General features: G+C 52.6%; 13 protein-coding genes. All 13 read right to left on the bottom strand.

Annotation, left to right across the window (positions count from 1 at the left end):
* Positions 1–28: 28 nt before the first annotated feature.
* Positions 29–751: an RNA polymerase sigma factor FliA gene (locus tag EC840_RS14455; RefSeq protein WP_112287690.1), complete on the bottom strand. Its 723-nt coding sequence runs from the start codon at positions 749–751 to the stop codon at positions 29–31.
* A 213-nt stretch (positions 752–964) separates the two neighbouring features.
* Entirely contained in the window at positions 965–2608 is a 1644-nt protein-coding gene (locus tag EC840_RS14450) for a methyl-accepting chemotaxis protein (RefSeq protein ID WP_132965841.1), read from the bottom strand.
* A gap of 71 nt (positions 2609–2679) precedes the next feature.
* Positions 2680–3597 carry a flagellar hook-associated protein FlgL gene (gene flgL / locus EC840_RS14445; RefSeq protein ID WP_113877436.1) on the bottom strand — a complete coding sequence of 306 codons (918 nt, stop codon included), beginning with the start codon at positions 3595–3597 and terminating at the stop codon, positions 2680–2682.
* Positions 3598–3646: 49 nt separating this feature from the next.
* Positions 3647–5284, bottom strand: a complete 1638-nt coding sequence (gene flgK / locus EC840_RS14440) for a flagellar hook-associated protein FlgK (RefSeq protein ID WP_132965839.1) — start codon at positions 5282–5284, stop codon at positions 3647–3649.
* A 121-nt stretch (positions 5285–5405) separates the two neighbouring features.
* Entirely contained in the window at positions 5406–6353 is a 948-nt protein-coding gene (flgJ, locus tag EC840_RS14435; protein ID WP_132965837.1) for a flagellar assembly peptidoglycan hydrolase FlgJ, read from the bottom strand.
* Positions 6353–7414 (bottom strand): flagellar basal body P-ring protein FlgI, encoded by a 1062-nt coding sequence (locus EC840_RS14430; protein ID WP_232829831.1) that lies wholly within the window; start codon positions 7412–7414, stop codon positions 6353–6355. Before EC840_RS14430 ends, flgJ begins: the two co-directional genes overlap by 1 nt.
* A gap of 76 nt (positions 7415–7490) precedes the next feature.
* Positions 7491–8231 (bottom strand): flagellar basal body L-ring protein FlgH, encoded by a 741-nt coding sequence (locus EC840_RS14425; protein WP_132965835.1) that lies wholly within the window; start codon positions 8229–8231, stop codon positions 7491–7493.
* Positions 8232–8408: 177 nt separating this feature from the next.
* Positions 8409–9191 carry a flagellar basal-body rod protein FlgG gene (flgG, locus tag EC840_RS14420; protein ID WP_132965833.1) on the bottom strand — a complete coding sequence of 261 codons (783 nt, stop codon included), beginning with the start codon at positions 9189–9191 and terminating at the stop codon, positions 8409–8411.
* 13 nt (positions 9192–9204) lie between these two features.
* Positions 9205–9960: a flagellar basal body rod protein FlgF gene (locus EC840_RS14415; RefSeq protein ID WP_120163766.1), complete on the bottom strand. Its 756-nt coding sequence runs from the start codon at positions 9958–9960 to the stop codon at positions 9205–9207.
* Positions 9961–9971: 11 nt separating this feature from the next.
* Positions 9972–11198, bottom strand: coding sequence for a flagellar hook protein FlgE (gene flgE, locus EC840_RS14410; protein WP_132965831.1), 1227 nt, complete (start codon positions 11196–11198; stop codon positions 9972–9974).
* A gap of 44 nt (positions 11199–11242) precedes the next feature.
* Positions 11243–11917: a flagellar hook capping FlgD N-terminal domain-containing protein gene (locus EC840_RS14405; protein WP_112287699.1), complete on the bottom strand. Its 675-nt coding sequence runs from the start codon at positions 11915–11917 to the stop codon at positions 11243–11245.
* Positions 11918–11928: 11 nt separating this feature from the next.
* Positions 11929–12333 carry a flagellar basal body rod protein FlgC gene (flgC, locus tag EC840_RS14400; RefSeq protein ID WP_112287700.1) on the bottom strand — a complete coding sequence of 135 codons (405 nt, stop codon included), beginning with the start codon at positions 12331–12333 and terminating at the stop codon, positions 11929–11931.
* A gap of 8 nt (positions 12334–12341) precedes the next feature.
* On the bottom strand, positions 12342–12755 hold the full coding sequence (gene flgB / locus EC840_RS14395; protein WP_112287701.1) for a flagellar basal body rod protein FlgB: 414 nt from the start codon (positions 12753–12755) through the stop codon (positions 12342–12344).
* Positions 12756–12960: the final 205 nt, after the last annotated feature.

Below are 12960 nucleotides of genomic sequence, written 5' to 3'. Positions count from 1 at the left end.
AAACCTGGTAGGAAAATTCCTACACGCTTTATTTAAGCGCATCCATTCTGGCGCGAATTCGTTTGATCGCCTGGCTGTGTAACTGGCTAACCCTTGTTTCCGTGACACCCAAAATAATGCCCACTTCCTTCATGTTCAGTTCCTGCTGATAATACAAATTCAACAACACCTGCTCACGTTCCGGAAGTTCTTTAATCAGCTGGCTCACTTGTTTCGCCAGCTTGCCTTTCATTAATTCATGTAATGGATTGAGCATCTCATGCTGTGCGCCCGGCTGCTCAACATCACTGACGGATTCTTCCTGTAACTCTTCCAGGGAATAGAACTGGCTGCTGTTAGTATCCACTAACATCTGCTGGTATTCTTCCAGCGAAATCCCCATAAAGGCAGCCACTTCCGCCTCTGAAGCGATACCGCCGGTCTGCTGCTCAATCTCCCGAATGGCGGCAGAAATTTCTCTGGCATTAGTGCGGACCCGCCGGGGAACCCAGTCGCGATCGCGTAATTCATCTATCATCGCCCAGCGCACACGTTGAGTGACATAGGTACTCATGCCGATCCCTTTCTTGGGGTCGAACTGGTCAATGGCCGTCAGCATCCCAATTGCACCAGCCTGAATGAGGTCATCCAGCTCTACGCATGCGGGTAATCTGGCCTGTAACCGTAGTGCTTCGTGACGAACTAAATAACGGTATTTCAACCACAACTCGTCCTTTTGCACCACTCCAACATGGGTGTAAATACCATTCACAATTACGACATCCGGCGTATAAAAGGGATAACAATTATTAAGGAATAATCTGAAATCATATAGCCTGATAAGACCGAATTATATTGCGCAATCCGGCTGTTAAATTTCGATCATCCGCCCGAAATCATCACGCTCTGAATTATCACTACCGATATTTGTAAATTAATTAAAATTATAATCGCTGAGATTGATTTAAAACGTCTCCCATTCTTCTTACTGTAACGCCGGGATAATTTTGGGTGTTACTTTGTTACCGGTGATACTGGGCGTATAAGAGGCTGTCTTTATTTTTTGTTCTCCGTCAGCGGTAACGTCCTTCTCATTGAGAGAAAATTTCCCGACGATTTTTTCCAGAGATTCCGTTTGTGCTTCCAGATTACTGGATGCCAGCGCGGCTTCTTCTACCATCGACGCGTTCTGCTGCGTGACATGATCCATTTCATTGACGGCCTGGGCAATCTGATTAATCCCGGCACTTTGCTCATCAGAGGCTGACGCTATTTCACCCATAATATCGGTGACCTGGGTGACGGAATTAACAATCTCCTTCATTACCCTTCCGGCCTGTTCCACCTGCTGAGAACTGGTGCTCATATTATTGACACAGGTGGTGATCAGCTGGCCGATCTCTTTTGCCGCATCCGCACTGCGTTTTGCCAGATTGCGCACTTCACTGGCCACAACGGCAAAACCACGCCCCTGCTCTCCGGCTCTGGCCGCCTCAACCGCGGCATTCAGCGCCAGTATATTGGTCTGGCTGGCAATGCTGTCGATGACATGGTTGATGTCAGCAATCTGCCGGGAGCTTTTGGTGATCTCCTGCATGATCCCATCAAGGTCAGACACCACATTGCCACCTTTGTGCGCGTTACTGCTCGCACCTTCAGCCAGCTGACGCGCGGTATGTGCATTGTCGGCATTATGACGCACGGTGGTTTTCAGCTCTTCCATGCTGGCCGCCGTTTCCTGCAACGCCGATGCCTGTTCCTCAGTGCGGGCAGAAAGATTGTTATTACCCTGCGCAATTTCCTGAGCATTCAGGTAAATCTGTTTAACGCCCTGCTGCACGCCGGACACGGTTTCCTTCAGGGAAAGACGCATACTTTCCAGTTCTGCCAGCATCAGCCCCAGTTCATTCGGATTACCGGTTTCAATTTTCTGACGCAGATCACCGCTGGCAATCATCCTGATCGAACGGGAAGTTTGTTCCATCCGCAGCACCAGCGCGTGGCGCACCCAGATACGGTTGGTCACCGTCACGGCAACCGATATCAGCAGGACAATGACAGCCATAATGATCATGTTGTGATAATCGCGATCCGCCTGATCGATGTATCCCTGGTTCTGCCGGGCTGAAATCGCGGCATAGGTGTCGATTTTATCCCGCAGCGACATGCGCTCATTCCATTCCTGATCCAGCGCGTCAGGAAGCTGAGCCGGGTCAGCGATGTAACGGAGTTTGTCCCGCGACAGGCTGAGCACTTTTTCAAATTGTTTGCTCAGATCACCGGCAGCCTGTTTTTCCTCTTCCGAATTAAACGGCGTCGCCATAAAAGCTTTAATATTGGTTTCCGCCTGCGCGAAAATCCCCTGAACGGTCGTGACTGCCTCAGGATTTACCTGACGATGCAGACTGGTTTGCAGCATCAGGGCGTTCACATGCGTCAGGCCGCCGTTGAGATTAAAGACGGCATGTTGCATCTCAGTGGTGTTGTCCACAGAGGTGGCCATGCGGGCGAAGTTGCTTTTCGCTGACATCGCATTCATCAGACTCAGTCCGGCAATCACCACGATAAACAACGCCAGCGTCGCGATAATGCCGGTAATGCCTGTCGAGATCTTTAATCCTTTAAACATACTGCCCCTCATACGACATCGTAATAACGCAGTGATCGCGCGGATGCTGCCGTTCTCAGTCATGCACGGATTTACATGTTAAAAATATTCATCTTCTGCATGGTCTGGAAAACCATCATTGAGGCATTCAGGCTAAATTCGGCCATTTTTGACTGACTCACCAGCGTGATAAACGTGGAATAATCAGACCCAACAGTCTCTTGCAGGCTGCTTTCCACGTTGATTTTCTGAACCATTGACGTGGCGTTCAGGGCGTCAATTTGCTGAAGATTGGTCCCGACTTCTGCCTGAATCCGCCCTAAATTATCGATGCCTTTTTTGATGGACACGTTCACGCCATCCAGCGTCTTTTGCAGGGCTTCGCGTCCCGCGTCATCGGTAATCGGGGTATTAAGTGCGGCAATCGCGCTGTCGAGCTGGGCAAGCAGGTCGTCCGGCGTTCCGCTCATGAACACGTCACTGCCGGTGTGTCCGACCTGCATTTCCGTGCTGTCAGCCACAATCTGCGTCATGGCCGTATTGCCGCCAATGTAGGTGCCGTCTTTTTCGAACGGCGCGGTTCCGGTGTTATAACCGGCGAAAACGTAGCGGCCATTGCTGTTTTTGGCATTGCCCAGATCCAGCATGTTGTCGCGGATCCCCTGCAGTTCCGTCGCCACCGCCTGACGGTCAGCATCAGACATCGTACCTTTGCCTGCCGCTACGATTTTTTCACTCAGGTTCTTGGTCAGAATATTACCCAGCGAGTTGAGGGTATTATCTTCAAAGTTCAGAGCGTCTTTCGCAAAACCACGGGCCGAATCAAACTGCTTCATATTCGCCAGAGAGTTCTGGTACATGATGGCCTGCGCCGCACCTGACGGGTCATCAGAAGGGTTCAGCAACCGCTGACCTGCGGATAAACGCATACTGATACCGTTAGCGGTATTCATCGAACTGGAGAGGCTGTTGATATTGTTTTGAAACATATACTGAGTGCTAAGGCGCATCACAATCATCCTTAATAGCGTGCCACGCAGCCCGTGACACATTCACGGGTTAGCGGAGACTCAACAGAGTGTCAAAGAGTGTGTTCGCGGCCTGCAACACTTGTGCATTGGCCTGATAATACTGGGTATACATCTGGATCTTGACCGACTCTTCCATCAGATCCACGCCGGAAACCGACTGCTTCTCGAATTCGATAGCGGCGGTGGCTTTGGACGTTGTTTCGTTATCTGCCTTAAGCGCGGTCATGGAAGAACCGACGGAGCTGACCAGACTGGAATAGGCTTCGGTGAGCGTGCCGTTGCCAATCAGCGTTTCGGTCTTGATCGCCAGCATATCCTTGATGTTTTCGTTATTGCTCTCTTCGCCGCTTTTACTCGATGCTGCGATCTGGTCGCCTTTGGTAATAGCCACGCTGAGCTTTCCGGCCGCGCCCGCTGTCGGGTTCATCACGAAACTGTCACCCGGCTGAGGCGTTCCCTGCGGTTTGATGGACACCCCTTCAAACTCCAGTTCGCCGTTAGTGCCGACAGTCGGGTTGATGGTTCTGCCATCTGCCGTGGTCACTTCCCAGTCAGTATCGTTCGGGCCTTTGAAGGTTAAGGTGTAATCCTCTGACTTCACTTTGCTGATATCGGAGAAGGACACGTCCAGCGAGCTGTCGCCGGTATTTCCACGGTTTGCCAGTGCGGTCGGGTCAGCAATATTGAAAATGTTACCGCCCGGATTACCGTCGAGATCGAACCCTGCGGCATTGACCTCGTTGAAGCGGTTAGCCATTTGCAAAGCCAGCTGGTTCAGCTGGTTACGGGCTTCGACCAAATCTTCATTGCGGAATTTAAATAATCCGCCCAGCTTGCCGCCGCTCATTTTGTCTTCATCAAGCAGCATTTTGTTGCCTGAGGCATCGACGTAAGCCACAACCGTTTTGGAAGGATCTTCAGCGGAAACCGACGCTTCAAGCGCGTAAGAGCGGTTACCGTTCACCAGCGGCATACCGTTGGACAGCGTCACGTCCACACGACCCGTGGTGGTGTTTTCGTTGACCTTGATGCCCACCTGCATGCTCAGGCGTTCTAACAATGCATCGCGCTGATCGAGCAGGTCAGCCGGAAGATCGCCGGTGCGCCCGTGGATCTTGGCGATTTCGTCATTGAGTTTTGCGAGCTGTTTGGCATCGGCGTTGATGTCAGAAACACTCTGAGAAATTTGGGTGTTGGTACTTTTTTCCAGCCCGTTGAGGGTATTGCTCTGGGTATTGAACTGGTAAGAAATCGCCTTGAACTGGGCTAACGCCCCCTGACGCGCGGCCTGGCTGACCGGATCGGCGCTCATTTCCTCAAGCGATTTAAAGATGCTGTTCAGCGAAGTGGAAATGTTGCTGGTGTCATCACCCAGCATATTATCAATCTGGGTCAGCTGCTGATAACGCCCGACCTGGCTTGATGATTCTGTGTACGCGCCGCGCAGCTGGTTATTCACAAATCCGTTATAAGCGCGCTGAACGCCATTCACCTGAACCCCGTAACCGAAGTAGCCGGAACCGGTGGTTCTGCCGCCCGCTTCGCCCAGAATAATACTCTGTCGGCTGTAGCCTGGCGTTAAGGCATTGTTCATATTGTTGCCCACGACATTCATCGCTGCCTGTGCTGAGCTGAGCCCGCTCTGAGCCAGATTAAAAAGATTCATAAATCACCAACATTGTGTTCTTGGCTAAAGTTGTTAGCGCCTTTGTCCAGAATTATTCTCTAGGAAAATTCGCACCTGTTTAATCTATCGGTACTTCGAAAATAAACTAAAACGCCGAAAGCTAAAAAATTGATGAAAGATCGGTTTTATAAGCATTCACGCCCTGACTGATATTTCCTTTCACCTGATTAATGATGTTGATCAATTTTGTCGCATACGCCGGATCGGTGGCATATCCGCCTGACTGCAGGGCGTGCGCCGCCCTTTCCGGTGAGCCTGAACGCGCAACATTTTGATAACGTGGATTATTCGTCAGAAGAGACGTGTAATCGGCCAGCGCTTCAGAATAAGACGGATATACGCGAAACGCGGCTTTGACCTTTTGCGCCGTGCCGTTGACAAACTCGGTGGTGGTTATTTCTGTCGATTCACCTTTCCAGTCCGGCGTGGCTTTTATTCCGAATAAGTTATGACTTGGTTTACCATTTGTTGTGGTAATTTCTTTATTTCCCCAGCCTGACTCCAGCGCCGCCTGGGCAATAATCAGCTGATGCGGAATACCACTTTTCTTTGCCGCCGCTATTGCGGGTTCAAGCATCCGGGAAATAAAGTGGCTGTTTTTCTCGGTTCCCCTGGAATATTGCGCCGCGCTCAGGCTTTCAGATGTCATCTGCTCAGACCGGCTCAGCGGGACGCGGGACGCATACCCGCCACCGTTGAGCACATAAGGTGCCGGAGCAACACCGGGTGTATTCGTTACCGGCGTCACTTCTCCCCCCATTTGTCTGACCATCAGGTCGGCAAACCCCATTTTGCTTTGCGAGGCAATGTCCTGAGAGATCTGCTGGTCATACATGGAGGTGAACATATCTGACTGCTGGCTGTTCAGCAGGCCATCCTTAAAAGAGGCGTCGCGCATACTTTTAAGCATCATCTGGATAAACATGCCTTCCATCTGCTTAGCCGCCGCTTTGATCCCTTCCTGCGAATTACTTTTAACTTCGCGCTTCAGGGCATCAAGGCCGCGGACATCAAACGCCGCACCGGAAGTCAGCGGTGAGCTGCTCATCAGTTGGTCTCCAGTTTGGCGCGCAGACAACCGGCACTTTTCATCGACTGCAAAATCGACATCAGATCGTTCGGCGTCGCGCCCAGGCTGTTCAGCGCACGGACCACGTTATTGAGATCAGCACTGGTATTCACCCGTTGCAGCGAACCATTTTGCTCACGTACGGAGATCTGCGTATTCGGTGTCACCACCGTCTGACCGCCGCCGAAAGGTGTATCCGGCTGACTGACCTGATTGCTGCGCGAGACTTCGACGGTCAGATCACCCTGCGCCACCGCACAAGCGTCCAGCGTCACATGGCGGTTCATCACCACCGAACCGGTGCGGGAGTTGACGATCACTTTGGCATCCATAATGCCGATACGGATCGGGATGTTCTGCACATCGGCCAGGAAGCGCACTTTGGCGGCACTGCCGGACGGGGCAAACAACTTCACGGTGCGCGAGTCTTCCGCGACGGCGGTTGCCCCCCCGAAGCGGCGGTTAATCTCATCACTGATCTGCTGAGCGACGGTGAAATCATCATCGTTAAGTTGCAGGCGCAGCGTATTTTCCTGAGCAAAACTGGCCGGCACTTCACGTTCTACCGTGGCGCCGCCGCTGATGCGCGCGCCGTTAAGCTGATTGGTCTGCACACGGCTACCGCCGCTTTGCGCCCCCGCACCGGAGACCAGTAAATTCCCCTGCGCCAGCGCATAAATTTGGTTATCCACACCCTTGAGTGGCGTCATTAATAATGTGCCGCCACGCAGGCTTTTCGCGTTACCCAGCGAAGACACCACCACGTCGATTTTCTCGCCCGGACGTGCGAAAGGAGGCAAATCGGTAGTCACCATGACCGCCGCCACATTTTTCAGCTGCATGTTGGTGCCTGCGGGCACGGTGATCCCCAGCTGGGACAACATATTGCTCAGGCTTTGGGTAGTGAAAGGCGTTTGCATGGTCTGGTCGCCGGTGCCGTCAAGGCCGACCACCAGCCCGTAACCCATCAGGGAATTGCTGCGAATACCCTGAATCGATGTTAAATCGCGAATACGCTCTGCCTGTACATTCTGCGGCATGATGAAAATCAGGCCACAGAACAGCGTCAGGCACAGCGAGAGAAATGAAGTTTTCATAACTGTCGTCTGTTAACCATTAATAAGGGGATAAATTCAGGAACAGACGCTGCAACCAGCCCATCTGTTGCGCTTCGTTGATGTAGCCGTTACCGACATATTCGATGCGGGCGTCCGCCACCTGAGTGGAGATAACCGTGTTACTGCTGCTGATGGTTCGCGGGTTAACCACACCGGAAAAACGGATGAACTCCGTTCCCTGATTGATGGCGATTTGCTTCTCGCCCACGACTTTCAGGTTGCCGTTTTCCAGCAGTTGCTGAACGGTGACGGTGATCGTGCCGCTGAAGGTGTTTTTCGCCGCAGCGCCGCCTTTGCCGGAGAAATCATTTTTGCCACTGATCGAGGTCGCTGCGCGGTCACCGCCCAGTAAACCGGCCAGCATACCGGGCACCGCATCAACCGAAAGGTCGGTGGATCCGCCACGGTTGGCATTGGCCGAAGAACTTTTGCTGGCGCTGACATTTTCCTGCAGCACAATGGTCAGCGTGTCGCCCACGTTGCGGGGTCTGCGGTCTTCAAACATCGGCTGATAGCCGTAGCTCATCGCCTGCCCGGTTTGAAATACAGACCCGTTAGCGGTAGTGGTGGCTGCCGCCGCCGGACTGGCTGTCGTGACGCCATCGACTAAAGGTTTGTGAGGAAGATAAGCGCATCCCGTCAGAAGCAACGTCAGCGCACCGGCCGCGATCAGCTGGCTGGCGGCACGTGTGCGGTTCGGCAACAGGGCGGGATACAGAGAAGAAAGCTGGTTTTTCATTTCATCCACTACAGGCTTAAGCAGCCATAAAGCGGCCCCCGTCTGCAGGACAGAGGCCGGGCGTATGGGTGCTTTGAGGCTTCTAAATACGATTAAGGTTTAAAAACGATTCGGGCTTAAACAGGAGTCAGGTTTAAACAGGATTCAGGTTTAAACAGGATTCAGGTTTAAACAGAATTAAAGTTGTGTGAGGCGTTGCAACATCTGGTCGGACGTTGAAACGGCTTTACTGTTAATTTCGTAGGCACGCTGAGTCTGGATCATGTTGACCAGCTCTTCCGCCACGTTAACGTTTGAGGTTTCGACATAGCCCTGTTTCAGGGTGCCGCCCCCGTTCAGACCGGGCGTTGTTTCGTTCGGCGCGCCGGAAGCCTGGGTTTCGCGGTAAAGGTTTTCACCGATACTTTCCAGACCGGAATCATTGATGAACGTGCTTAACGTCAGCTGCCCGACCTGTTGCGGCGCAGTCTGGCCCGGTACGGTGACGCTCACGATGCCGTCGTTGCCGACGGTCAGGGTGTCAGCATCTTGCGGAATGGTGATCGCAGGCTGAACCTGATACCCGCTGGCGGTGACCATCTGACCGTTCTGATCAAACTGGAATGACCCGTCGCGGCTGTAACCGGTGGTGCCATCGGGCAGCAACACCTGGAAGAACCCGTGACCTTCGATCGCCAGATCCTTACTTTTATTGGTTTGCGTCAGGCTACCCTGGCTGTGAATACGCTCGGTCGCCACGGGACGAACACCGGTACCCAGCTGCAAACCGGAAGGAATGGTGGTCTGCTCGGAAGACTGAGCACCGGGCTGGCGCAGGGTCTGATAAAGCAAGTCTTCAAACACCGCACGCTGGCGTTTGAAACCGTTGGTGCTCACGTTTGCCAGGTTATTGGAGATGACATCCATGTTGGTCTGTTGTGCTTCAAGACCTGTTTTGGCAATCCATAAAGAACGGATCATGCTGAATTTCCTCTTAGCCCATGCTCAGTAGCTGGTTAGCTTTCTTTTCGTTGTCATCCACTGCACTGATGACTTTCATGTTCATATCAAAGCCGCGCGCGGTCGCAATCATGTCCACCATCGATTTAGCGGGATTGACGTTGCTGCTTTCCAGCGCGCCCGGGATCAGCTGTAAATCAGGATCCGCAGGGAGCTGAGCCAGCCCGGCGTTTGGCGATTGTGGAGAGATATGGAACAACCCGTCATCGCCGTGCGTCAGATCCTGAAGGGGTGAATTCACCATCTTCAGTCTGCCCACCTGCGCCAGCGCGGTCGGTTCATCACCGGCACCGAGTGCGGTGATCGTCCCGTCCGGCGCAATGGTCAGTTCAGACTGCGGTGGCACGTTAATCTGGCCACCGTCGCCGAGAACCGGCATTCCTCTGATGCTCAGCAGACCTTCGCTGTCGACGGCAATATTGCCCGCGCGGGTGTAAGCCTCAGTACCGTCCGGCAAGGCGACCGCCAGCCAGCCATTTTGTGGCAGGGCAACGTCGAGATTGCGTCCGGTCTGGTTGATGGCGCCCATCGAATCGTCGTGGTAAGGCGTGGATTCCGTCACCAGCGTACGGGTGGCGACGGACGGACCATTTACCGGCACAGCGCGGAAAGCCGCGAGCTGTGCCCGAAATCCGGTCGTGGTGGCATTCGCCAGGTTATTTGACGTGACGGCCTGACGGTTGAGGGCGGCATTTGCCGCGCCCATGGCGGTATATATTGCGCGATCCATAGCAGCAGCCTTTAGCCCAGATTAGCCAGGATCTGAAGGAGTTCAGACTGGGTTTTGATGGTCTGCGAGTTGGACTGATAGTTGCGCTGATAGACGATCATGTTGACCATCTCTTTGCTCAGATCCACGTTGGAAGACTCAAGCTTGTTACCCAGCAGGTTCCCCAGATTCCCGGTGCCGGCCACGCCGGTAGAAGGCTGACCAGATTCCGGCGTTTCTGCCCAGGTGTTGTCACCTTTGGACGTCAGACCGCCCGGGTTGGTGAAGTTTGACAGCACCACCTGACCGATCAGCTGCGACTGACCGTTGCTGTAGCTTGCAATCACCTGACCGTTATCACCGACCATATAGCCGTTCATCATACCCGGCGCGTAACCGGTGGTGGTCGGGCTGCCCATGTCCGTATCCGACGCCTGCTGGGTCATTCCGTCCATATCCAGATCGAAATTCAGCGGTGCGCCGCCGTTATAACCGGCACCCTGAATGCTTAATTTCGCCGGGTTGGTGGTCAGCTGACCTGCGGTATCGAAAGATAAACCGAGTTCCTGATAGACCGGCTCACCCTGATCATTCAGATTTGGCGAGGTGGTATCACTGGAATAGGCTTTCCATTCGTTGTCACCGGTTTTGACGTAATACACGTTAATGGTGTGCTTGTTACCGAGGCTGTCGTAGGCATCCAGCTGAGTGACGGAGTTGTAGCTTTTATTATCCGCTGGGTCGAACGGGTTAGCGGTCTGATCGATGACATCGCTGCCCGAATCCAGGTTACCTTTCAGGGTACCGGCGTCAGAAGCGCGCGCGGGCATCTGACCATTTGGGATCTGAATCGGGCCGACAGCCGCACCCGGCTGAATGGCTGGCGGGTTTCCGGTGGCCTGATAACCGGTCAGGAACATGTCCTGGTTGTTGACGATATAACCGTTTTCGTCCTGTTTGAACTGTCCGTTACGGCTGTAGAAAATGCTGCCGGATTCACTGGCCAGACGGAAGAAACCGTTGCCCTGGATACCCATATCCAGATCACTGTTACCCATCCCGAGTACGCCATCGCTGAAGTTCTGGTTTACTGAGGAAACCTGTACACCCATACCGATTTGAGAACCGGCAAAGACATCAGCAAACGCAATGGAGCCGGATTTGAAGCCCACTGTCTGGGAGTTCGCAATGTTATTACCGACCACATCGAGGGCCTGAGAAGCTGCGGTTAACCCGCTGAGACCTTGTGAAAAACTCATTGTTATTCTTCCTGAATACTAATAAATGAAATATGAAGACCTGATCACTCAATCAAATACACTTTGCCAATCGGCGCGGTTCCATCCAGCCCCAGCTGGAGCTGAGCGCCGCCATTGGTGAAGGACACGCTTTCAACGGTGCCTTTTTTCAGTGACGTGACTTTTGGCACACTGCCGTTTTCGTTGGAGGCGGTGAAAGTCACCTTAAAGATGCTGGTCTCATCAACGGTCGGATCGGAAGGCTTAAAGTTCTCCAGATCGTCCAGTGAATATTTATTGGGACCGGCTTTTGCCCCTTTCACATCCGCGGTATAGGCGTTGCCCTGCTCATCCGTCAGGGTGACGGTCACCTTGTCGGCATCCGAATCGAGGCTGAAGCCGAAATCTTTATTCCCGCCTTCTTTGTTGGAAACGGTGGAATCGCCTTCGATATACACGGTGCGTCCGACCCATTGCGCGGCGTTCATCTGCTGCATGCTGTTGACGATCAGACCCACGTCACCCAGGGTGCTGTTAAGCTTCTCGACGCCCGCGGCGGTGTTAAATTGCGCCAGCTGAGAGGTCAGCTGGTTGTTATCCATCGGATTAGTAGGATCCTGGTTCTTCATCTGCGCGACCAGAAGTTCCATGAAACTCTGCGACAGGTCAGCCGCGCTGCTGCCCGTACCTGTCGACGTCGGGGAAGATGAACCATTATTCATTACCGGTGAAACAGCCATGGCTTTGTCCCTTATTGACCCAGCGTTAATGTTTTCAACATCATCGATTTGGCCGTGTTCATCACTTCGACGTTGGCCTGATAACTGCGGGAGGCAGAAATAGTGTTCACCATTTCGTTCACCACATTCACATTGGGCATACGGACATAACCCTTAGCGTCCGCCAGCGGATTTGACGGCTCATACACCAGACGATCCGGCTCATTACTTTCCACCACATCGCTGACGCGAACGCCGCCAATTTCCTGACCCGGCGCACTGTTCACCTGAAATACCACCTGACGGGCGCGGTAAGGCTGACCATCCGGCCCGACAACGCTGTCGGCGTTAGCCATATTGCTGGCGCTGACGTTCAGACGTTTAGACTGGGCCGCCATGGCGGAACCTGAAATATCAAAAATACTCATCGTAGACATGACAATAATTAACCCTGGCCAATGACACTCATCATGCCTTTAATTTGCCCACCCAAAACGGTCAGGCTGGTCTGATATTTCATGTTGTTATCAGCAAAACTGATACGCTCACGATCCATATCAACAGTATTTCCATCAGCACTTGGCTGATCGGGAATACGATAAAGCAGCTGCCCGTTATCTATTGCCGGTGCCACAGCGGGAATATGCGATCCTGACGTTAATGACAAGGTCAGAGGACCCTGTGCTGGCGTATTTCTTTCCACCGCACTTTTTAACTGTTCAGAGAAATCAATATCCCGGGCTAAATATCCCGGCGTATCAGCATTAGCAATGTTTGAAGCCAATATATTCTGACGTTGAGTCAGTAAGCCCAGCGCTTCCTGCTGGAAACGTAGCGCATTATCGAGTTTATCAAGCATGAAGAAACAACCCTCTGCCTTATGAAAATTAACTCATACATTCTATTGGCGAATGATTCAATTTTATACTGTGATGATATGACAAAAATAAGCGCATTTAGCGGGATGGATTTTTCGTGCTTATTTTCACAAAGCAATCCATTAAATTGGCATCACAAATTCGCGCATTTAACACGTTAATAAACGCAATTTCTGGCTTATACTT

It is taken from the genome of Rahnella sp. JUb53 (genome assembly GCF_004346065.1).
In the GTDB taxonomy this organism is placed as follows: Bacteria; Pseudomonadota; Gammaproteobacteria; order Enterobacterales; family Enterobacteriaceae; genus Rahnella; species Rahnella variigena.
This window is presented reverse-complemented; position numbering and strand designations above follow the sequence as displayed.

What these genes read in the sequence shown, in the direction of transcription:
- flgB (WP_112287701.1), bottom strand. Translation starts at nt 12,755, where the DNA reads ATGCTTGATAAACTCGATAATGCGCTACGTTTCCAGCAGGAAGCGCTG.
- EC840_RS14430 (WP_232829831.1), bottom strand. Translation starts at nt 7,414, where the DNA reads ATGCCGCAGAATGTACAGGCAGAGCGTATTCGCGATTTAACATCGATT.
- flgJ (WP_132965837.1), bottom strand. Translation starts at nt 6,353, where the DNA reads ATGAGCAGCTCACCGCTGACTTCCGGTGCGGCGTTTGATGTCCGCGGC.
- EC840_RS14405 (WP_112287699.1), bottom strand. Translation starts at nt 11,917, where the DNA reads ATGGCTGTTTCACCGGTAATGAATAATGGTTCATCTTCCCCGACGTCG.
- flgG (WP_132965833.1), bottom strand. Translation starts at nt 9,191, where the DNA reads ATGATCCGTTCTTTATGGATTGCCAAAACAGGTCTTGAAGCACAACAG.
- flgE (WP_132965831.1), bottom strand. Translation starts at nt 11,198, where the DNA reads ATGAGTTTTTCACAAGGTCTCAGCGGGTTAACCGCAGCTTCTCAGGCC.
- flgL (WP_113877436.1), bottom strand. Translation starts at nt 3,597, where the DNA reads ATGCGCCTTAGCACTCAGTATATGTTTCAAAACAATATCAACAGCCTC.
- EC840_RS14425 (WP_132965835.1), bottom strand. Translation starts at nt 8,231, where the DNA reads ATGAAAAACCAGCTTTCTTCTCTGTATCCCGCCCTGTTGCCGAACCGC.
- EC840_RS14415 (WP_120163766.1), bottom strand. Translation starts at nt 9,960, where the DNA reads ATGGATCGCGCAATATATACCGCCATGGGCGCGGCAAATGCCGCCCTC.
- flgK (WP_132965839.1), bottom strand. Translation starts at nt 5,284, where the DNA reads ATGAATCTTTTTAATCTGGCTCAGAGCGGGCTCAGCTCAGCACAGGCA.
- EC840_RS14450 (WP_132965841.1), bottom strand. Translation starts at nt 2,608, where the DNA reads ATGTTTAAAGGATTAAAGATCTCGACAGGCATTACCGGCATTATCGCG.
- flgC (WP_112287700.1), bottom strand. Translation starts at nt 12,333, where the DNA reads ATGTCTACGATGAGTATTTTTGATATTTCAGGTTCCGCCATGGCGGCC.